Here is a 19,353-nt window from a genome sequence, read left to right as displayed (position 1 = left end):
GCAAAGTCCTGTCTAATTTAGTGGTTTTTATAATTGATTTTACAAGTCTAATTTCAATCCGAAATTGTAACGTGCTTGGTAATATTCAGCTTGTTTTGTGTGCGCTTCAACTCCTTGGTAATAACGCAATGGCTGATTTGTTAAGTTATTAGCTTCTGCGAAAACGCGAAGTTGTTTTGTGATTTTATAAGAAGCATTTGCATCTAAGAAAAACTGCTTGTCATAATAACTGTCTTTATACGATTCTGAGCCTAATTCATCTAAATAATCAGAGGTGAAGTTTGTCGAAATTCTCGCAGAGAAACGTTTGTTTTCCCAAGACAAAGATCCGTTGAACATATGAGGCGTTGTGCCCGGAAGACTGATATCGTTTCTTTCGTTTCCGTCTTCATCGGCAATTCCTTTCGCTTTAGATTTTGTGTAGGTATAATTCAAATAGATACCAAAACCTTTAAGGAATTTTCCAGGAAGGAAATCTAACTGACGTTGAAAAGCAACTTCAAATCCGTAAACATCAACTTTATCTCCGTTTCTTGATTGTAAAAACGACCAGTTTTCTCCTGCCGGAATTGGGTTGATTTGGTTTGGAAAATCGGCTGCAAATTTTGCATCGGTATATTGATTGTCACTATAATTGTAGATAAAATCATGTAATCTTTTGTAGAAAACACCTCCCGAAATCAAACCTACAGATTTGAAATAATTCTCGGCCATGAAATCATAATTGTATGAATAGGTAGCGTCAAGGTCTGGATTTCCAGCTGTAATTTCTTTATCAGCAGCAATATTATTTACATAAGGTGCTAACGCATAATAATTAGGACGCGCTAAAGCTGTTGTAGCCGCTGCTCTTAAAACTAAATCTTTAGTCGCATTATATTGAAATGAAATGCTTGGCAATAAATTAGTGTAAGAGTTTGTAGTGTTGATTTGGCTTTCCAATTCTTCTTCGTCTAAAACTCGGTTTCCAGTATAATCAATGTGTGTATTCTCAACACGGAAACCTAAAACCATCGAAAGCTTATCATTAAAATCCTGATCCCATCTTACATAAGCGGCATAAATGTTTTCTTTTGCATTATAGTTTACCGCTAAATATTCTGCTGGATTGGCTTCTTTATCAAATAATGTTGGGTTGTTCAAATCCAAACCTCCTAAAAAGGCAGCCGAAGCAAAAGTGCCTGGTACATATTTACTTCCTGGATTAAAGTTTTTTCCATCAAAATAACTTGTTGGAACTTCAGACAATAATTCCATTCCGTCATTGATTGGTTCATACGAATAGAAAGAGTTGTTTCTTTCTTTTTCTTTCAAACGAAGTCTTAAACCGGTTCTTAATCTTCCTTTTTCTCCAGCAATTACTGAGAATGGAAAGCGGATATTTACTTTTGCACCAAATTCGCTTTCGCTTGTCTCATCTGTATTTTCGGTAACGGAGTCAAATTCGAATTCATCTACAGATTCGCCAACAGTTGTCATTAAAGGAAATCTTGGATCAGATAAATCTTCTGTCATTTCAAGGCCTTTCTGACGGTATTCTATGTAACGTTCCTGCGGACGGTATTCTCTCGCTTTTGCATAATTAGCAGACCAGTCTAAATCTAAAGTTGAATTGATTAAATGCTCTCCGCGAATCGAATAATTTTGAACACGCTGATCTTCTAATCTTCTGTTTTTATTTCTATTGCTGTCAACTCCTCCTTTTGTCTGACGTTTTACACGGCCTTCAAAACCTGTAATCTCTTCACCATTGTAAATTGGTTCAATATCATCGTACGTTGTTCTAAAACGGTTTTCTCTGTCATCTCTCCAATTGTAAATGGCATTGGCAAAAATGGTATTGTTTTCGTCAAATTTATAATCTAAAGCAACAGAACCACTGCGACGAATACGTTGAACATCGTATTTTCTAATTTCAGAAGCCTGTAAATATTCATTTCCAAAATCATCTTTTACCCATTCGTTTTCGATATTATCAGATCCGTAATCTACATTATTGTATGATCCGCTGAAAACAGCTCCAAATTTATTGTCGAAAAAACGATTTCCATAAACTAAACCTGCCGTGTACGATGCATGCTCGCGAATTGGCAAGTAACCTCCAGCAAGTGTTGCAGAAATTCTTTCGCCATTTGGAGTTGCTCTTGTAATTAAGTTTACAGAACCTCCAATCGCGTCTGCATCCATGTCTGATGTAAGCGTTTTGTTTACTTCGATAGTCGAAATCATATCAGACGGAATCAAATCCATTTGTACGTTTCTGTTGTCTCCTTCTGCAGATGGAATTCGGTCACCATTTAAAGTAACTGAGTTCAAAGATGGGGCAAGACCTCTAATAATAATATTTCGAGCTTCACCTTGATCATTTTGCATTGTGATACCCGGAACACGTTTTAATGCGTCTCCAACATTGGCATCTGGAAAACGTCCCATTTGGTCAGATGAAATTACGTTTCCGATGTTTTTATTATTTTTTTGTTGATTTAAAGCTTTTGCCTGACCTTTTAAGATGTCTCCAACAACAACTTCATTCAACTCAGTTCCCGAAGTTTTAAGTGCAAAATCAATAACATTGTTTTTTCCTTGTTCTACGGTTATTTCTTTAGTTATAGAAGTGTATCCAATATATTTTACTTCAACTTTATATGTTCCGGCATTAATGTTTAATAGTTCAAAACGACCATTGTAATCTGATACCGTGTATTTGTTTTCACCAACGATTTGAATCATCGCTCCAGGCAAAGCAAGTTTGTCGTCAATATCTAGTACTTTTCCTGAAATTATTGCTTTTTGTGCATAACCAGAAAAGGCTAATAACATAAACGTTAGTAATAAATAAAATTTTTTCATTGTGTTTTAGTTTGATTTTAATTGCGAAACTAGAACCTTAGTATTACTAAAACCCTTTAAAAAAATTAATATAGTGTTATGATTAATCTTATAAAATTTCAACTTATTAATGTTTAAATAACATTTATTAAACTCAAATAATTTAGAGTCAAGTGAAAACAAATCAACTATTTACCTCAGAATTAAATTTTTGGCGCTAAATTTGCCATATCACACGAGCCCGAAGGGCGAACTGGCGAAGTAATCATCAATCAAAAATCATCAATCATGTTAAAACAATTTTTTATTCTATGTTCAGGAGCCGACCGAGACCTCTTGAAAGATTGTTCAGAAGGCGAACAAACCAAATATGTTGGTATTGGCGCAACCGTGTTTTTTACGGCAGTAATGGCTTTCTTGGCTAGTGCTTATGCACTTTTTACTGTTTTCGACTCTATTTATCCTGCTTTAATTTTTGGATTTGTATGGAGTTTGCTGATTTTTAATCTTGACCGATTTATAGTTTCTACGATTAAAAAAAGGGATCGTTTTATGGACGAATTTCTGCAGGCGACTCCTCGTATTGCATTGGCGATTATTATTGCGATCGTAATTTCGAAACCTCTGGAAATTAAAATCTTCGAAAAAGAAATTAATACTGTTTTATTGAAAGAAAAAAACGAAATGGAATTAGCCAATAAAAAACAAATTGGCACTTATTTCAAAACTGATTTAGATAAAAACAAAGCAGAAATTGCGGCTTTAAAAGCAGATATTGTAAAGAAAGAAAAAGAAGTAAACGCTTTATATTCAACTTATATTACAGAAGCTGAAGGAACTGCAGGAACTAAAAAATTAGGAAAAGGCCCAGTTTATAAAGAGAAACGTGAAAAACACGATGCATCTTTAAAAGAATATGAAACTTTAAAAACTACAAACGAAGCTAAAATTGCCGAGAAAGAAAAAGCAGGTAAACAATTACAAGCTGATTTAGATAAAAAAGTTTCGCAAACACAGCCAATTATTGAAGGTTTCGACGGATTAATGGCGCGTATAAATGCATTGAACAAATTGCCTTGGCTTCCGTCATTTTTTATCATGCTGTTGTTTTTAGCAATTGAAACTTCGCCAATTATTGCCAAATTGTTAGCTCCAAAAGGCGAATTCGATTTCAAGCAAGAGGAAGCTGAAACAGCGATGAAAGCAACTTTGGCACAAAACAAATATCAACGTGATTTATTGGTTAAAACCAGCGCCGAAATGCATGATAGAGTTTACGCTGATATTGCCGAAGATAAAGGATTATTTGATCTACAACGAAAAAATGCAAAAGAGTTGCTAGAATTGCAATCGCATAAATTTGTAGAAAAACAGAAAGCTACGCTTTAGTCTGAAAGTCAAAAATCAAAAAGTCTGAAAGTCGAAGAAAGGACTTAAAAAGATAAAGCCCTAAATAGAAATTCTATTTAGGGCTTTTTTATTTTAGACAAAGTCAAAGGACTTTAAGACTTTCGACTTTCCAACTTTAAGACTTACATGTAACTTAAAATCTCTTTTTTATACGCATCATATTCTCCTTGCATAATCAAACCATTGTCAAGAAGTTTTTTGTAATTCTGTAATTTATCAAAAAGTTCTTCTTTCGATAACTCACTTAATTTACGGTCTCCAGTTGGAGCTTGAGTCTGAATTGGTTCAAAAGTTTCGGTGAAAACAGGAGCCGAAGGTAAAATTTCAGCAAAGCTTGTGACCTCTTCTGTTTCTACTTCTTCAATTTCTTCAACTTCTTCTGCTTCTTCTTCAAAAACTGGCTCAGCAGTTTCTTGAACTGGAATTGCAGCAGAAACTGGATTTTTCAATAAATCCAATTGCTCTTTAGCATAAGTATAAATTTTTCTCGCTTGAATTTTCGGGATATAATCAATCGAAACCGCTAAATCTGTTTTTGTTCCAAATGAAAATTCAGAACCTAAAATGTTTTCTTTTACAAAAGTACTTGCAATATCATCCCAAGTATAATCTGTAAAATCCATAGAAAGACCTAAATTTTTAGGTTTGCAGATGATTATACGCTTATTAGTTAATACAATACTGTCAGGAAAAACAGTAATTGCAGGTTTTTTCTGTACAGCGATATAGCCAACTTCTTCACCTTTCATCAATAAATCTGTAAGTTTAGAAGTGATTTTTTCAATCGCTTTAGGATCTTGTTCTTCGTTCAGAAATTTTTTAAATTGTTCTTTCATGATTCTTTAAATTGCTAATTTGCAAACTGATTCGGGTTTTAAGTTTTGATCTTACCCTGCAAATGTAATGCCTAATTTTCTAATTGCTCTGCCTGTTCGCTAAAAAATTACCTCGGGTCGATAATTTCATTTTGAATTTTCTTTGTTAAACTTTTGAAAACCAATTCATACGAATGATCAATCAATTCTTTGACAAATCTGTCAGGGAGATTTCCGTTTAAAGCAATCGTATTCCAGTGTACTTTGCTCATATGAAATCCTGGTTTTATTTCGTCATACGCTGCTCTCAGTTCTTCTGCGCGGTCTGGATCACATTTTAAATTAACCGAAGCTTCATTTTTTTCCCATTGTAAAAGTGACGATAAAGCAAACATTTTGCCGCCCACTTTAAAAACCAAAGTGTCTTCGTCAAAAGGAAAATGTTCACTGACACCTTTTTTTGAAAGACAATATTCGTAATATGTTTCTAAATTCATAATTGCTTATTTACCAATTTCACCTAAATGTGTGTATTTAAAACCTTGTTCATATTTCAATCCGTAACCAAAAATTCGATCCATTGCCGAATGTGAAAATAAAATAATTCCGGCTAATTGAATACTTTCAATACTGAAATAATATCCTAAACCATAAACTATAAGTGCAATTCCTTTATGATGAAAAATATTGTACAGAAATGCACCAGCTTTATTCCCAAAAGCATATCCGATCATAGATAAATCTGGAGCTAAAATTAAAGCTAAAAACCACCACCAATCATAATTTAAACGGCTAAAAACAAATATTCCGAGAATAAATAAAGCAGTTTCTTCAAGTTTTAATACTATTTTCATTTGATTATTTTTTCCATCATCTTTTCAGGATGATTCAGTTTTGTAAACCCGAATTTCTCATACAAAAAGTGCGCGTCGGTTGTGGCCAATCGCCAAATTTTAACGTCTTTTAAAAGTGGTTCGTTCATCATTGCTTCAATTAAAATCGATGAATATCCTTTTCCTCGATGTTCTTCCGTTATAAAAACATCCATTAAATAAGCAAAAACCACATAATCTGTAATAACGCGTGCAAAGCCAATTTGTTTGTCATCTAAATAAATTCCAAAACAAACCGAAGCATCAATTGTAGTCTGTACTTCTTCAATAGTTCTTCCTGCAGCCCAATAAATATCTTTCAAAAAGTTTTGTATAAATGGAACGTCAAGTTTGGTTTTATCTGTAGAAACGGTTATCATTAGTATTCAGTGTTCGGTTTTTTAAGTGTTTAGTTTTAGTCTCAGTTTTCAGCAAATCTAAAACTAAATTCTACAATCTAAAATTTTATAGAGAATTGGTTTTGATGGGCTTGCGTCGTTTTCAAACGAAGCAATTTGAAGATTTAGTATATAATTTCCATCTTCAATTTCGTCTGGAACATAAATCATTTCAGTAATTGTGGCATTCAATCTTGCATCAGAATTTAGATTATTTGTGTCTTTTACATTCCAAAACGCTTTATGAGCCAGTAATTTACCTTCATCGTGTTCTTTGTCGACACTTGGTAAATCAATCAACAAATGCTGAATTTCGCTTTCGCGGATGAAAATTGCAGCGTCTTCAGACAAATAAGGCGGATTTGTATTCGAATATTTACGTGATTTTTTATCCTTTTGATTTGGAATAGTTCTGATCACTAAAGCCTCGTTTATCACACTGAGCGAAGTCGAAGTGCGCAATGCTTTTTCTATAAGTTCTTTCGTGATCACAAAATCATCACCAATTTTCTCAGGCTCAACTGTAATCAATTTAGCAAAAAAGAAAAACTGTTTTAAGGACTGATTAATGCTATAGAAATCATTCGTAATATGTCCTAAACATTCCGTGTGTGTTCCATGCCCATGCGGATTGAAGAAAATATTATTAAAATTAGTAGATGACTTTCCTTCAGAAACTTTTCCAATCCAATCGCCAAAAATTACAGGTTCAATAACTGGTTTTTCGATATACCAAGCAATTGGGTTTTCGTCTGTATTGGTTAATGGAATAGAGATATCAATAGGTTTTGATAAGTCGATTTGATATTTATTGTCAATAAGTGCTAGCATAATAAAACACGGATTTTACGGATATTCTAACGCAGATTTTTACGGATTATCAGCGTCCAATTTTTAGTCTTCCAAATTTAGATAAAATAAATCTGAAGCAATTCCATCCGTTAAAAATTTTCCTTTTGGAGTAGGTTTTAGAATATTGTTTTCGATTGAAAGCAAATCGTCGTTTAAGAATTTTTGAGATTGTTTTTTGAGATAATTCAAATATTCCAAACCAAATTCATTCTCGATTTTTTCTAAGGAAACGCCCCAAATCGTTCGTAATCCTGTCATAATATATTCATTATAGCGATCTGAAATAGTTAAGATTTCAGTTTCGATAGGAAGCTCATCGTTCTGAATTGCTTTTAAATACAATGAATTATTGGCAATATTCCAGCCTCTTTTTTCACCGTCATAACTGTGAGCTGAAGGCCCGATTCCAATATATTTTTTGCCCAGCCAATAAGCCGAATTGTTTTTGGAGAAATAATTCTCTTTCCCAAAATTGGATAATTCGTAATGAATAAAACCATTTTTTTGAAGTGTTTCGACCAAAATCATAAAATGGTTCGAAGCAACTTCGTCTTGCGGTGCAGCAATTTTTCCAGTCTGAATTAATTTGCTTAAAGCTGTTTTGGGCTCCACTGTCAAAGCATAACTCGAAATATGCGGAATACCAAAATTCAAAGCTGTTTCGATATTTTTTTTCCACATTTCATCACTTAATCCTGGAATGCCATAAATCAAATCAAGCGAAATATTATCAAAATATTTAATTGCTTCTTCTAAGCATTTTTTGGCTTCCGCCGAATTATGAGCGCGATTCATCAGCTTTAAATCTTCTTCATAAAAAGACTGAATTCCGATGCTTAAGCGGTTGATTGGACTTTTAGACAATTCAAAAATGCGTTCTGAAGACAAATCATCCGGATTGGCTTCCAGCGTAATTTCTGGATTTTCGGCAACTTTATAATTTTTATAAACTTCTGAAATCAAAAAGTTTATTTCGTCGTTTGATAATACAGAAGGAGTTCCGCCACCAAAATAGATTGTTTCTACAGTCTCATTTTCAAACTCATTTTTACGCACAACAATTTCTTTGGCCAAAGCCAAAACCATTTCGTCTTTCTTTCTCATAGAAGTCGAAAAATGAAAGTCGCAATAATGGCAAGCCTGCTTGCAAAAAGGAATATGAATGTAGATACCGCTCATTTTTTAATTAGGTAATGTGTCAATTTGATAATTAGATAATGTAATATTGGAATGTTGAAAATTATATAATTAGTTAATCTCAATTCAAGAATTATCTAATTTTCTAATTGGCACATTATCTCATTTCCTCACTTTGTCCTCATTCTGTTTCACAAAGGCATCCCAGCCCGAATAGCTTTTTCCTGCCACGATTTTTCCTGAATTAAAGAAATGACAAACCGCAGCCGCCAAACCATCGGTTGAATCAAGGTTTTTAGGTAATTCTTTCAAGCCTAAAAGCTGTTGGAGCATTTTGGCAACTTGTTCTTTGCTGGCATTTCCGTTTCCAGTAATGGCCATTTTTATCTTTTTTGGTTCGTATTCTGTAATCGGGATATCTCTTGAAAGTCCCGCCGCCATTGCAACGCCTTGTGCGCGTCCCAATTTCAGCATCGATTGTACGTTTTTGCCAAAGAAAGGCGCTTCAATCGCAATTTCGTCTGGATGATGCGTTTCGATTAATTCGATGGTTCTTTCAAAAATGATTTTTAGTTTTTGGTAATGATTGTCGTATTTGGACAGTTGCAATTCGTTTAATTGCAAAAACTCCATTTTTTTATTGATGACTTTTATCAATCCAAAACCCATGATGGTGGTTCCGGGGTCAATACCTAATATGATGCGTTCTTTTGTCAAAGTTTTTGTTTCAAGTTTAAGGTTTCAAGTTTAGAAAATCGACTCATTTTCTAATTTTCAAATTGACACATTTCCATTGCCACATCTTCAAATTGATTACTTTTGCGGCATGATTTCAATTCCTCACAAAGCTAAGCAATTCCTTGTTCTTCTAGTCAAACTTTTAATTGTTGGCGGCGCATTTTATTTTATTTACAATCAGCTGGCAAACAACGACAAATTGGACTGGAATAAGTTCATTATTTTGTTCCGAAAAAACCAATCGGTTTTAGGGGTTTCGTTTATCTTGCTTTTGAGTATTTTGAATCGCTATTTTGAGATTTTGAAATGGCAGAATTTAGCCAAGGTAATTCACGAAATCTCGGTTTACGAATCTACAAAACAAGTTTTAGCTGCTTTAACAGCCGGAATTTTTACGCCAAATGGAGTAGGAGAGTACGCTGGAAAAGCATTATACTATCCAAAAAATGAGGCAAAAAGAGTAGTATTCTTAAACTTAATCTGCAACGGAATCCAGATGATTTTAACCATCATTTTTGGAATTTTTGGATTACTGTATTTTAATGCGCAGTTTAATGTTATTACCACAAAAACAGTTTTGATTCTTTTTGGCGGATTTATATTAATTTTGATTGTTTTATTTTCAATCAAAAAAATAAAAGTCAAAGGCTATTCGATTGAAAAATTGATTCATAAAATCAATGAAATTCCGAAATCCATTCATCAGAAAAACATCTTTTTAGGAATTTGCCGCTATTTGGTTTTCTCGCATCAATATTATTTTTTGTTTTTAGGTTTTGATGTTGATTTGCCTTATTTGACTTTAATGGCAGCAATTACCTCAGTTTATTTTCTGGCTTCTTCTTTGCCAACTTTTCAGTTTCTGGATTTTGCTGTAAAAGGAAGCGTGGCAATTTATTTCTTCGGAATTTTGGGTGTAAATGAATGGATTGTAATTTTTATAAGCACACTCATGTGGTTTCTAAATGTTGTTTTGCCAGTAGTTTTAGGAAGTTATTTTGTGCTGAATTTTAAAACCAAAACCATCGAATGATTTTTGCTTTATTCTCCATATTAGCAATTTATTTATTTAGCATTAGCTTGCTTAGTTATGGTTTTTTCAGAGTAAAAAAATATCAAAAATCAGATAAAAAGCCACAAACGAATTTTACTATAATTGTTCCTTTCAGAAATGAAGAAGAGAATCTTCCAAAACTTCTAAATAGTTTTTCAAAGCTAAATTATCCAACAGATTTATTAGAAGTAATTTTGGTTGATGATTCTTCAAATGAAAAGTTTCAGGTTTCAGGTTTCAAGTTTCAAGTTTCGATAATTGATACTATTCGGGTTTCTAATTCTCCTAAAAAAGATGCCATTACAACTGCGATGAAACACGTAAAAACTGATTGGGTAATTACAACAGATGCCGATTGTATTGTTCCGGAAAGTTGGCTCTTGACTTTTGATAATTACATTCAGGAAAATAAAGTTTCAATGCTGGCGGGCGCGGTTACATACGAATGCGATAATTCATTTTTAGATCATTTTCAGCAATTAGATTTAACCAGTTTGCAAGGTGCAACAATTGGAAGTTTTGGACTTAATAAAGGTTTTATGTGCAACGGAGCCAATTTTGCGTACCAAAAAACATTATTTGAAAGTCTGAACGGTTTTGAAGGAAACGATAAAATAGCAAGCGGTGATGATGTTTTTTTACTGCAGAAAGCCATTGAAAAATTTCCAAATGAAGTGCAGTATTTAAAAGCCCAAGAAGCAATTGTCAGTACAAAACCAGCTGAAAACTGGAAAGCATTATTTTATCAAAGAGTGCGTTGGGCGGCAAAAACAAGTTCCTATAAAAGTGCTTTCGGAAAAGTTTTAGGATTAATTGTTTTCTTCGGAAATTTCAGTTTTGTAATTGGATTTTTCTTGCTTCTTTTCGGAATCGTTTCTTATCCGCTTTTTGTTCTGGCTGCCTTTTTTAAGTTTATAATCGATTTTATTTTGCTTTCAGTCACAAATAAATTTTTATCGAAAACGAAGATTAAAAGCCTTTTTCTGAGCAGTTTACTGTATCCTTTTTTTAGTTCAACCGTAGCTTTGTATAGTTTGTTTGGTTCTTATGAATGGAAAGGGAGAAGATTTAGTAAATAAATTTCAAATCAAATTTTCCTGATCAGAATTTATTTTTCGTTTTTTGCCTTGATAATTACGGGCAAAATAAACTGTGTTTTTACTGGAATTCCGCGTTTTATGGCAGGACTTACTTTAGGAAAATCAACTAGACGCGCATGCAGAATACTGTCAACTTTAATTGTATCATAAGTAACAGAATCTTTAGGAAACTGCGGTTCAAATTTCATTTTCGAATTCGGAAAAACAGTTACTTTTACTTCAATTGTGTCGAGTTCAGGATATAAAATAGACAAGCTGTCGATATCTAATTTTTGCTGTACAAGCTGCGCCATAACATCAAAAAAACATTTTTGACGTTGTTTTTCATCAGCAATTGTTTCACATTCTGCAAGGCTTGGATATTCGTCAACTTCTTTCCAATTAATGGTTTTCAGCTCTTTTTGAAGTAATTCTTTTTCAGACGGAACCTTCTTCTCAAAATATTGACAAGAATTAAATAATAGAAAAATTAAAAAAATGAAAAACTGCTTCAAGATTTTGAGGTTGAGTTGAATAAAGTGATTTGTGGTATAAAAATACGATTATTTTTTTTGCGAACCTTTGTATTCTAAATAATCTTCATAGCTTTCTGAGAGCCATTGTTGTTTGCTTTGAGCTGCAATTTCCTTTTGATCAGGATATAAGGAAGCAAGCCGGTCTGAAAATGTCGCAATCTGTACGGTATAAGTATAAAACTCAGTTTTAGTAAAAAGAATTTCGGGATCTTCTTTGCGATTAAAAAAATCAAGAAAAAGTGCATCAAATTCTTTAAGCGAAAAATTTAATACTTTTTTCTTATTACTTTTATAAATGCTGTCCTGAAGAAGTAGATCATCTATAGAAAGTTTTTGAGTCTGCGCATACAAATTCGAGTGAATCGAAAATAGCAGAAAGTGAAATGCAAATATTTTCAAAAATTTTGACATAGCTTATTTTTTATTGGATCTGCAAATACAATTTACAAAAAAAATATGGATTTAGTATTGTTGTTGCTCGGTTTTATATGTATGATTATCGGTGTTTTAGGCAGTTTTTTGCCTGTTTTACCTGGATTGTCAAGTTGTTGGGTTGGATTACTGCTTTTGTATCTCACAAAAGCTGTCGAAAACAATTATTGGGTTTTAGGCATCACATTGTTGATTACGATTAGTATTACAATTCTTGATTATGTCATTCCGTCAAAAGGAACTAAAAAATTTGGAGGAAGTTCTTACGGAGTCTGGGGAACAAACATTGGTTTAATCATTGGTATTTTGGCTCCAATACCTTTCGGGGTAATTATCGGGCCTTTTGTTGGTGCATTTTTAGGTGAACTTATTTATGATTCAAAAAACCATCAAAGAGCCTTAAAGGCGGCAACGGGATCACTGCTTGGCTTTTTGGCCTCTAGCTTTATAAATTTTATGTTTTGTATTATTTTTCTTGGCATTTTTTTACATCTTACATGGGAATATCGAAACATTTTATTTTAATTATGTAAATGTACTCAGGATTTTTCTTACAATTTGTTTGTTTTTGAAAAATGTTGAAATCTTTCGAAAAATATTTTCATTTTCTTTTGATTTCGAAAGTGTTATGTTTACTGGTCTTCATGACAGTTTTTGTTAATGAGCTGTTAATCGGGTATGTATATTCTTAACTTATTTTTTGGAAATGTTAAAATATTTTATATTTTTATCCTGATAAACGATAAAAAGCCTCACTTTATCGATTATTTTAAACAATTATAAATAATTATTTTATAAGTTATGAGTATGACCCCAAACCTACAAATTGAACTTAGACGTTTTATTTCATCTAATGTTGTTTCTAAGCTAAACAAGTTTTATTTTGAAAATGATGCACTTTTAATCAAAGGAATTGATGTTTCTATAGGCACAATTTTAATGGGTCTATACAACAAAGCCGAAGACCTAGGCTTTTATAAAGAAGTTGTAAAATTAATTGAAGATGATTCGACATTTTATCAGGAAGTTGATTTTACTGCGGGCCGAATTTTATCAGTTGACGACTGTTATCGCATCGAAGGAAACGCCATCTTAAAAGAAATCTTTACCAATAAAAAAGGAAGAATTTCTGAAATGATTTCAAATGAAGTCGGAATCAAAAGTGAAACTGCCCGCGAAATATTAAATTTTTCTGCACTTCTAGTAGTCTCTTATCTTAAAAATAATATGCAGCTATTAGACAGTTTAAAATTACTTCTTGAAGAACAGAAAAGAGAAATTCTAAACAGCATTCAGCCAGGAATCAAAATCATCTTAGGATTCTCATGTTACGAAACCGTTGAAGACAAAAACCAAAACATCGGAAGATCTATTTTCACTCTTTTCGGACATAATTTTTTCAGTTTCTAAAAAAAAAATCCCGTCTTACAAAAGCAAAACAGGATTGATATTTAATCTAATTTGAAAAACTTATGCGTTTTTCAAATTGATAACCTCTTGGTCTGTCAAGAAACGCCAGTTTCCTCTAGGCAGATTCTTTTTAGTTAAACCAGCAAATGAAACGCGGTCAATACGCAAGACATCATAATCAAAGTGTTCGAAAATAGCACGAACTACTTTTACATTAGACGATTTTAGTTTAAGGCCAACTTCACTTTTTGCTTCTTTTTCAATATAACTCACTTCTTCAACAAACACACGGTGTCCGTCAAGAACAAGACCTTTACTGATTTTTTCCAAATCTTCAAATTTCAAATTCTTATCTAAAGAAACCTGATAAATTTTAGACGATTTCTGACTCGGCAAAGTAAACTTGCGAATCATATCGGTATCATTAGTAAACAAAAGCAATCCAGTTGTGTTCTTGTCCATTCTTCCTATCGGAGCAATTTTTGCAGTAGTAGAACCGCGAACAAGCTCTAGAACGTTACGGTATTCCTGCCCTTCATCAAGCGCAGTAGTAAAGTTTTTAGGCTTGTTTAATAAAATGTATTCTTTCTTTTCAGGAGTCAAGGTAACACCATCAAAGTTTACAACATCATTCAGTTTTACTAAATAACCCATTTCAGTAACTGGAACGCCATTTACTTTTACGTTTCCAGACTGAATATATATATCAGCATCACGACGCGAGCACACTCCAGAATTTGAAATGTATTTATTCAGACGAATTTCATCTGAAGCCTTTTGTCTCTTTGGCGCCTGATTTTGTTTCTTAATTTTTTGCTCCGCTGCTTCCTGAGCCGCTTTAACTTCAGGCTTCACTTTTTTCGGCCCTTGAGCGCGCTTAGCCATAGGAGGTTTTGGCTTGCTTGAGTTTGATCTTGAGCTGTTTGGTCTCGATCCGCCTCTTTTATTATTGCCTTCCTTATTGTTCATAAATTCTGTAATTTGTGCAAAGATAGTTTTTTCTGACCAAATAAACTTAAGTTCATTGTTCTTAGATTAATAGCAAAAAAAATAAATGGATTTTGAAGCACCGCAATTGGCTTTTTTTCAGGCAGTAATTCCCGCTTTCCGTTTCAATCTTTTATGGCGAACCCCGCCATAAAAGGATTTTCACTTTAAACGAAGTTCACTGAACTCCTATGAAAATAAAGGTTAAGTGAAGTAATCGGGGCTAGAATTCAAACAATTGGCTTCTTTTAAACATTTGGGCTATTACATAAAGTTTAACAGAGATGCACAAAGAAAAAATCTGCTCAATCTGCCAAATCTGCGTGAAACAACTTTTTTTAATATTTAGAAATCAATTCGCGCCCGTGCCATAAAACACTGGGATTAATTAAAACAATGCAGAAAACGCCAGAAACGATCAAAAATTTTAAAACATTGTGAAGCATTAAAAACTGCTCTTTCGAATTTGATCTCCAAAGAAAAATCAGGAAAAAAAGCAATACCCCAAAACAGACATAAAAGTAAATGTCCATATAGCCAACATCATAAATATTTACCAAAATATAAACCGGAATTATGGTTAAAAAAGTCAAAATAGTAATAACCTGTTTCGAGACTTTTTCGCCATAGATAATAGGTATTGTGCGATAATCATTGGCCAAATCGCCTTTTAGGTTTTCCAAATCTTTTATCATTTCCCGAATCAAAAGCAATAAAAACAAAAATATTGCATGCGCCGAAATGACCATAAAATGACTCATATGATCTTCAATTTCTTCAAACGAAATCTTATTGTAGAAATACAGTAATATGGCAAAAAACGGAATTACAGCCATAAAAGCCGCCATTAGATTACCAATAATTGGGTATTTTTTGATTTTATGAGAGTAAAACCAAATCAGGAAAATATATCCCGAAAAGAATAAGAAAGCGCGCCATGAAACAATAGAAGCCATTAAAACCGCTAAGAAATTGAGACTGAAGTAAACCGTCAGTTTGGTTTTTTGGCTTACCAGACGATCCAGCATTGATTTGTTTGGCCTATTGATCAAATCCTTTTGGCTATCGTAAAAATTATTGATAATATAACCCGAAGCAATTGTTATAGCCGAAGCAAAAACAATAAGAAATAAATAAAAATCCAGCAGAATATCAAGCGCTCTTTTTTCTGGAGCCAAAATAAAAATCGCCGATAAATATTGTGCTAAAACAATAATAGGGATATTGTAACCGCGTACCACAGAAAACAAACTGACAATTTTCATTACTACAAGTTTGTGCTGTCTGCTTAACATAAATTATAAAGTATGATGGATTAGATTTGGGAAGTTAAAAGATATTTTTTGATTCTGAAAGTTTAGAGTTTGTTTTTTAACAATTCACCAGATCCGTAGCCTAATTTTCGGATGCAGGCCAAAGCTTGTTTTTGTGTAATATCAACTTCTGTAATGTCCTTTTTTTCTACAAGAACTACAGAGCCACTCCACGGATTTGGAGCATCAGGAATAAAAACAGCAAATTTATTTTCGTTTATTTCTTCGACCATAAAGGCAAATTGTATACCAGCATCTGTAGGAACAAGAATTACTTTTAAATCCTGATTTGATTCAAAACCCAACATACTTTCGTTCATGTTTTTCATGAAAGAATATCCAGGAACAAAGCTTAATATTCCGTCTTCCAATTTTCGTATTAATCTTTGTGCGCCACCAGTCTTGGCAATTAAACCTGCCGTAAAACAAATAAAAGCAATAATAAAGATGGCAACAATTTCTTCAACTGCCAATCCTAAAACTTTGACTTCGGGAAATTGATGAACAATTGGTTTTGTAATTTTTTGAATGATGCTAAATCCTTTCTCCAGAAGTACCAATAATAAAATTAAGGGTGCTAAAAAGAGAACTCCTCCTAAAAAAGTTGCTTTGATGATTTTTAAAATACTTTTCATAGGCAATAATTTTTTAGGATTAAGATTTTAAGAAAATGTATTCAAATAGCAGTAAGTTTTTTAAGAGATTGAAACTTAGAATTGATAAACTACTTCTAGTTTGTAATCTTTCAATGAAGCTTTTGCACGTTCTAAATCTTCAGTAAAACCAAGAATATAGCCACCACCGCCAGAACCGCAAAGTTTCAGGTAGTAATCGTTAGTATCAATTCCGTGTTGCCAGATTCCGTGAAATTGCTCGGGAATCATAGGTTTGAAATTGTTTAGAACAACTTTAGAAAGCTTTTTAGTATTTGTGAACAGAGATTTCATGTCGCCATGTAAAAAGTTTTCTACACAAGCGTCAGTATATTTAACAAATTGATTTTTAAGCATCGTACGGAAACCCTTGTCTTTTAGGTTTTCCATAAAAATATTGACCATTGGAGCCGTTTCACCAACAATTCCAGAATCCAATAAAAATACAGCGCCTTTTCCGTCAAAACTCTGAGTGGGAATTCCGGTTGCTTCAATATTATCTTTAGAATTAATCAAAATCGGAATACTCAAATAGCTGTTTAGAGGGTCTAAACCAGAGCTTTTTCCGTGGAAAAAACTTTCCATTTGAGAAAATATATTTTTAAGCTGTAATAGTTTTTCGCGTGTTAAATTCTCTAAAACAGTAATTTTATTGTTAGCATATTTGTCATAAATAGCCGCTACAAGCGCACCGCTGCTTCCAACTCCGTATCCTTGCGGAATACTAGAATCAAAATACATTCCGGTTTCAACATCCGTTTTTAAGGTTTCTAAATCAAACGTAACCAAATCTGGTTGCTGAACTTGTAAAACTGCAAGGTAAGAGGCAAAGCTTTGTAAACTTTTGTTTGATGCAATAGCTTCAGCCGAAGGTTCTTCAGACTTTTTTAAAGCGCCATTGTAAAAATTATAAGGAATAGAAAGTCCTTTAGAGTCGCGGATGATTCCGTATTCTCCAAAGAGTAATATTTTTGAGTAAAATAAGGGTCCTTTCATAATGTATTTAAAGTCTAAAAATCAAATTTTAATTAAAGATACGGAAAATTATAATGCAATTGATCCTTCTCCAATTTGGTCACAAATGTACTGACCATTCTGACAAAATACAACTAATTCGTCCTTAATAAATTGTAATACTTTTTCGCTAACGTTTTCGGGATAAAGCACATGCACATTTGCTCCTGCATCAAGGGTAAAACAAACCGGAATCTGAGTTTCATTTCTAAATTTCCAAATTGCATTTATGATCTGCAATGTATTTGGTTTCATTAAAATAAAATAGGGCATCGAAGTCATCATCATGGCGTGTAAAGTCAACGCTTCGCTTTCAACCACCTTGATAAATTCGTCTAAATTTCCGTTTTCAAAAATGGAAATTAGTTTATCCAGATTTTCGTGTGCTTGAGCGAAACGTCTTTCAGCATACGGATGATTGTGCATTAAATCGTGACCAACCGTGCTTGAAACTTGCTTTTCACCTTTATCAACTAATAAGATTGTATCTTGATAATTCTTGAAATTTTCATGAATTGCATACGGAAATTCAACTCCAAATAAATCTGTACTTCCTTCAATATTTGCCTGATTTCCCCAAACCACAACATTTCCTTTTACACTTCTACACGCACTTCCTGAACCTAAACGAGCAAGAAAAGATGCTTTTTGATAGAAATAATCATCTGTCATTTCTGGATTTAGCAATCGTTCTAAACTCATAAAATTCATCGCCAGCGCCGCCATTCCAGAAGCAGAAGAAGCAATTCCTGAACTGTGCGGAAATGTATTCTGAGTATCAATCGTAAAATGATAGTCTTTTAAAAACGGAAGATAAACTTCAACTCTTTCCAAAAACTTCTGAATTTTTGGTTTGAAATCTTCTTTTGGTTTTCCTTCAAAAAGCAAATCAAAAGAAAAGCTTTTATCTGTCATGTTGAACGAAGTCGAAGTGTCTCTTTTTTCAAAACCCAATTTCGTAATCGTTTTGCAATTATTCAAAGTAAAACTAACCGAAGGATTTGCTGGAATCTGATTGTCTTTTTTCCCCCAATATTTTACTAATGCAATATTGCTGGGAGCGCTCCATTCAAAGTTTCCGTTTTCGACTGTTGAAGTGTATGTGTTTGGAATAAAATCAGCTGCTGTAAACATGAATTATAAATTTTGGCAAAGATAGTTTTTAAATTTTTTCACCATATAAGTTATATAAGAAATTATAAGCAGGCTTTACTAGAATGAACTTATATAACTTATATGGTTTAAACTTTTCTTTTGACTATTTTTGATTCAAAATTTAATAAAATGAATAAATACATAAAAATTGCAATAGCTTTATTGGTTTGTTTAGCAGTAGGATATTCTGCAAGTACGGTAACCCGACCAAGTGTCGAAAGCTGGTATCCAACACTTGAAAAACCATTTTTTAATCCGCCGAACTGGATTTTCATGCCCGTCTGGACAATTCTTTACATTTTTATGGCTGTTGCTGCAGGATTAGTTTGGGATAAAATCAAAGAACAAAATGAAGAGGTAAAAAAAGCACTTCTATTTTTTATAATTCAGTTAACGCTGAATGCCATTTGGTCCTATTTATTCTTCGGATTAAAAAATACAATGTTGGCTTTAGTTGAAATCGTTCTTTTATGGCTGTTTATTTATGAGACGTATTTGAAGTTTGTGAAAATCAATAAAACCGCAGGTTATTTATTGATTCCGTATTTAGTTTGGGTTGCTTTTGCTACAGTTTTGAATGCGAGTATTTTGTGGTTGAATAGGTAAAATTTTGTTTCAAGTTTTTTTGTTTCAGGTTTCAAGTTTCAGGTTTCAAGTTTAATCAATACG

General features: G+C 33.1%; 21 protein-coding genes. 6 read left to right on the top strand and 15 right to left on the bottom strand.

Features of this window, described 5'->3' with window-relative positions; genetic code table 11:
• Window positions 1-39: 39 nt before the first annotated feature.
• A complete protein-coding gene (locus EV145_RS01145) occupies window positions 40-2,850 on the bottom strand; it encodes a TonB-dependent receptor (protein WP_133523410.1) in 2,811 nt (936 codons plus the stop codon).
• 267 nt (window positions 2,851-3,117) lie between these two features.
• Here EV145_RS01145 and EV145_RS01140 point away from each other — a divergent pair, with 267 nt between their 5' ends.
• The gene (locus EV145_RS01140; RefSeq protein ID WP_133523409.1) at window positions 3,118-4,218 is read left to right on the top strand and encodes a DUF4407 domain-containing protein; all 1,101 of its coding nucleotides are present in this window, start codon (window positions 3,118-3,120) and stop codon (window positions 4,216-4,218) included.
• Between the two features lie 143 nt (window positions 4,219-4,361).
• On the opposite strand, the gene EV145_RS01135 is transcribed toward EV145_RS01140, so the two are convergent.
• The 7 genes from EV145_RS01135 to ruvC all read right to left on the bottom strand — a co-directional run bounded on the left by EV145_RS01135 (window position 4,362) and on the right by ruvC (window position 9,030).
• Window positions 4,362-5,075: a PH domain-containing protein gene (locus tag EV145_RS01135; RefSeq protein ID WP_133523408.1), complete on the bottom strand. Its 714-nt coding sequence runs from the start codon at window positions 5,073-5,075 to the stop codon at window positions 4,362-4,364.
• A 107-nt stretch (window positions 5,076-5,182) separates the two neighbouring features.
• On the bottom strand, window positions 5,183-5,551 hold the full coding sequence (locus EV145_RS01130; RefSeq protein ID WP_133523407.1) for an MmcQ/YjbR family DNA-binding protein: 369 nt from the start codon (window positions 5,549-5,551) through the stop codon (window positions 5,183-5,185).
• A 6-nt stretch (window positions 5,552-5,557) separates the two neighbouring features.
• Window positions 5,558-5,908, bottom strand: a complete 351-nt coding sequence (locus EV145_RS01125; RefSeq protein WP_133523406.1) for a DUF4260 domain-containing protein — start codon at window positions 5,906-5,908, stop codon at window positions 5,558-5,560.
• Window positions 5,905-6,306, bottom strand: coding sequence for a GNAT family N-acetyltransferase (locus tag EV145_RS01120; RefSeq protein WP_133523405.1), 402 nt, complete (start codon window positions 6,304-6,306; stop codon window positions 5,905-5,907). Before EV145_RS01120 ends, EV145_RS01125 begins: the two co-directional genes overlap by 4 nt.
• Window positions 6,307-6,369: 63 nt before the next feature.
• A complete protein-coding gene (locus EV145_RS01115; RefSeq protein ID WP_133523404.1) occupies window positions 6,370-7,155 on the bottom strand; it encodes a cyclase family protein in 786 nt (261 codons plus the stop codon).
• Window positions 7,156-7,218: 63 nt separating this feature from the next.
• Entirely contained in the window at window positions 7,219-8,355 is a 1,137-nt protein-coding gene (hemW, locus tag EV145_RS01110; protein WP_133523403.1) for a radical SAM family heme chaperone HemW, read from the bottom strand.
• Window positions 8,356-8,475: 120 nt separating this feature from the next.
• Window positions 8,476-9,030: a crossover junction endodeoxyribonuclease RuvC gene (ruvC, locus tag EV145_RS01105; protein ID WP_026982724.1), complete on the bottom strand. Its 555-nt coding sequence runs from the start codon at window positions 9,028-9,030 to the stop codon at window positions 8,476-8,478.
• Between the two features lie 109 nt (window positions 9,031-9,139).
• Between ruvC and EV145_RS01100 the strand changes: the two genes are divergently transcribed.
• Together EV145_RS01100 and EV145_RS01095 are read left to right on the top strand one after the other, a co-directional pair.
• Window positions 9,140-10,084 carry a lysylphosphatidylglycerol synthase domain-containing protein gene (locus EV145_RS01100; RefSeq protein ID WP_133523402.1) on the top strand — a complete coding sequence of 315 codons (945 nt, stop codon included), beginning with the start codon at window positions 9,140-9,142 and terminating at the stop codon, window positions 10,082-10,084.
• Complete coding sequence (locus EV145_RS01095) at window positions 10,081-11,184, top strand: glycosyltransferase family 2 protein (protein ID WP_133523401.1); 1,104 nt, start codon at window positions 10,081-10,083, stop codon at window positions 11,182-11,184. The genes EV145_RS01100 and EV145_RS01095 overlap by 4 nt, the downstream gene beginning before the upstream one ends.
• A 29-nt stretch (window positions 11,185-11,213) precedes the next feature.
• On the opposite strand, the gene EV145_RS01090 is transcribed toward EV145_RS01095, so the two are convergent.
• Complete coding sequence (locus EV145_RS01090; RefSeq protein ID WP_133523400.1) at window positions 11,214-11,699, bottom strand: hypothetical protein; 486 nt, start codon at window positions 11,697-11,699, stop codon at window positions 11,214-11,216.
• A gap of 48 nt (window positions 11,700-11,747) precedes the next feature.
• A complete protein-coding gene (locus EV145_RS01085; protein WP_133523399.1) occupies window positions 11,748-12,131 on the bottom strand; it encodes a hypothetical protein in 384 nt (127 codons plus the stop codon).
• 45 nt (window positions 12,132-12,176) lie between these two features.
• Here EV145_RS01085 and EV145_RS01080 point away from each other — a divergent pair, with 45 nt between their 5' ends.
• On the top strand, window positions 12,177-12,677 hold the full coding sequence (locus EV145_RS01080) for a DUF456 domain-containing protein (RefSeq protein WP_133523398.1): 501 nt from the start codon (window positions 12,177-12,179) through the stop codon (window positions 12,675-12,677).
• A 282-nt stretch (window positions 12,678-12,959) separates the two neighbouring features.
• The gene (locus EV145_RS01075; RefSeq protein ID WP_133523397.1) at window positions 12,960-13,562 is read left to right on the top strand and encodes a DUF937 domain-containing protein; all 603 of its coding nucleotides are present in this window, start codon (window positions 12,960-12,962) and stop codon (window positions 13,560-13,562) included.
• 60 nt (window positions 13,563-13,622) lie between these two features.
• On the opposite strand, the gene EV145_RS01070 is transcribed toward EV145_RS01075, so the two are convergent.
• The 5 genes from EV145_RS01070 to EV145_RS01050 all read right to left on the bottom strand — a co-directional run bounded on the left by EV145_RS01070 (window position 13,623) and on the right by EV145_RS01050 (window position 18,663).
• Window positions 13,623-14,531 (bottom strand): pseudouridine synthase, encoded by a 909-nt coding sequence (locus EV145_RS01070; protein ID WP_133523396.1) that lies wholly within the window; start codon window positions 14,529-14,531, stop codon window positions 13,623-13,625.
• Window positions 14,532-14,887: 356 nt separating this feature from the next.
• The gene (locus tag EV145_RS01065) at window positions 14,888-15,844 is read right to left on the bottom strand and encodes a geranylgeranylglycerol-phosphate geranylgeranyltransferase (protein ID WP_133523395.1); all 957 of its coding nucleotides are present in this window, start codon (window positions 15,842-15,844) and stop codon (window positions 14,888-14,890) included.
• A 62-nt stretch (window positions 15,845-15,906) separates the two neighbouring features.
• Window positions 15,907-16,497, bottom strand: coding sequence for a DUF502 domain-containing protein (locus EV145_RS01060; protein WP_133523394.1), 591 nt, complete (start codon window positions 16,495-16,497; stop codon window positions 15,907-15,909).
• Between the two features lie 75 nt (window positions 16,498-16,572).
• The gene (locus EV145_RS01055; RefSeq protein WP_133523393.1) at window positions 16,573-17,511 is read right to left on the bottom strand and encodes a mevalonate kinase; all 939 of its coding nucleotides are present in this window, start codon (window positions 17,509-17,511) and stop codon (window positions 16,573-16,575) included.
• Between the two features lie 48 nt (window positions 17,512-17,559).
• Entirely contained in the window at window positions 17,560-18,663 is a 1,104-nt protein-coding gene (locus EV145_RS01050; protein WP_133523392.1) for a diphosphomevalonate/mevalonate 3,5-bisphosphate decarboxylase family protein, read from the bottom strand.
• Window positions 18,664-18,813: 150 nt separating this feature from the next.
• Here EV145_RS01050 and EV145_RS01045 point away from each other — a divergent pair, with 150 nt between their 5' ends.
• Window positions 18,814-19,290 carry a TspO/MBR family protein gene (locus EV145_RS01045; protein ID WP_133523391.1) on the top strand — a complete coding sequence of 159 codons (477 nt, stop codon included), beginning with the start codon at window positions 18,814-18,816 and terminating at the stop codon, window positions 19,288-19,290.
• Window positions 19,291-19,353 lie beyond the last annotated feature (63 nt).

The sequence above is a fragment of the Flavobacterium sp. 245 genome (genome assembly GCF_004362055.1).
Lineage (GTDB): Bacteria > Bacteroidota > Bacteroidia > Flavobacteriales > Flavobacteriaceae > Flavobacterium.
The sequence above is the reverse complement of the archived record's forward strand: the minus strand, read 5'-3'. Positions and strand labels throughout refer to the sequence as shown.

Excerpts from the sequence above, each read along its gene's own strand:
- EV145_RS01145 (WP_133523410.1), bottom strand. The coding sequence starts at position 2,850 with ATGAAAAAATTTTATTTATTACTAACGTTTATGTTATTAGCCTTTTCT.
- EV145_RS01140 (WP_133523409.1), top strand. The coding sequence starts at position 3,118 with ATGTTAAAACAATTTTTTATTCTATGTTCAGGAGCCGACCGAGACCTC.
- EV145_RS01135 (WP_133523408.1), bottom strand. The coding sequence starts at position 5,075 with ATGAAAGAACAATTTAAAAAATTTCTGAACGAAGAACAAGATCCTAAA.
- EV145_RS01130 (WP_133523407.1), bottom strand. The coding sequence starts at position 5,551 with ATGAATTTAGAAACATATTACGAATATTGTCTTTCAAAAAAAGGTGTC.
- EV145_RS01125 (WP_133523406.1), bottom strand. The coding sequence starts at position 5,908 with ATGAAAATAGTATTAAAACTTGAAGAAACTGCTTTATTTATTCTCGGA.
- EV145_RS01120 (WP_133523405.1), bottom strand. The coding sequence starts at position 6,306 with ATGATAACCGTTTCTACAGATAAAACCAAACTTGACGTTCCATTTATA.
- EV145_RS01115 (WP_133523404.1), bottom strand. The coding sequence starts at position 7,155 with ATGCTAGCACTTATTGACAATAAATATCAAATCGACTTATCAAAACCT.
- hemW (WP_133523403.1), bottom strand. The coding sequence starts at position 8,355 with ATGAGCGGTATCTACATTCATATTCCTTTTTGCAAGCAGGCTTGCCAT.
- EV145_RS01100 (WP_133523402.1), top strand. The coding sequence starts at position 9,140 with ATGATTTCAATTCCTCACAAAGCTAAGCAATTCCTTGTTCTTCTAGTC.
- EV145_RS01095 (WP_133523401.1), top strand. The coding sequence starts at position 10,081 with ATGATTTTTGCTTTATTCTCCATATTAGCAATTTATTTATTTAGCATT.
- EV145_RS01085 (WP_133523399.1), bottom strand. The coding sequence starts at position 12,131 with ATGTCAAAATTTTTGAAAATATTTGCATTTCACTTTCTGCTATTTTCG.
- EV145_RS01080 (WP_133523398.1), top strand. The coding sequence starts at position 12,177 with ATGGATTTAGTATTGTTGTTGCTCGGTTTTATATGTATGATTATCGGT.
- EV145_RS01075 (WP_133523397.1), top strand. The coding sequence starts at position 12,960 with ATGACCCCAAACCTACAAATTGAACTTAGACGTTTTATTTCATCTAAT.
- EV145_RS01070 (WP_133523396.1), bottom strand. The coding sequence starts at position 14,531 with ATGAACAATAAGGAAGGCAATAATAAAAGAGGCGGATCGAGACCAAAC.
- EV145_RS01065 (WP_133523395.1), bottom strand. The coding sequence starts at position 15,844 with ATGTTAAGCAGACAGCACAAACTTGTAGTAATGAAAATTGTCAGTTTG.
- EV145_RS01060 (WP_133523394.1), bottom strand. The coding sequence starts at position 16,497 with ATGAAAAGTATTTTAAAAATCATCAAAGCAACTTTTTTAGGAGGAGTT.
- EV145_RS01055 (WP_133523393.1), bottom strand. The coding sequence starts at position 17,511 with ATGAAAGGACCCTTATTTTACTCAAAAATATTACTCTTTGGAGAATAC.
- EV145_RS01050 (WP_133523392.1), bottom strand. The coding sequence starts at position 18,663 with ATGTTTACAGCAGCTGATTTTATTCCAAACACATACACTTCAACAGTC.
- EV145_RS01045 (WP_133523391.1), top strand. The coding sequence starts at position 18,814 with ATGAATAAATACATAAAAATTGCAATAGCTTTATTGGTTTGTTTAGCA.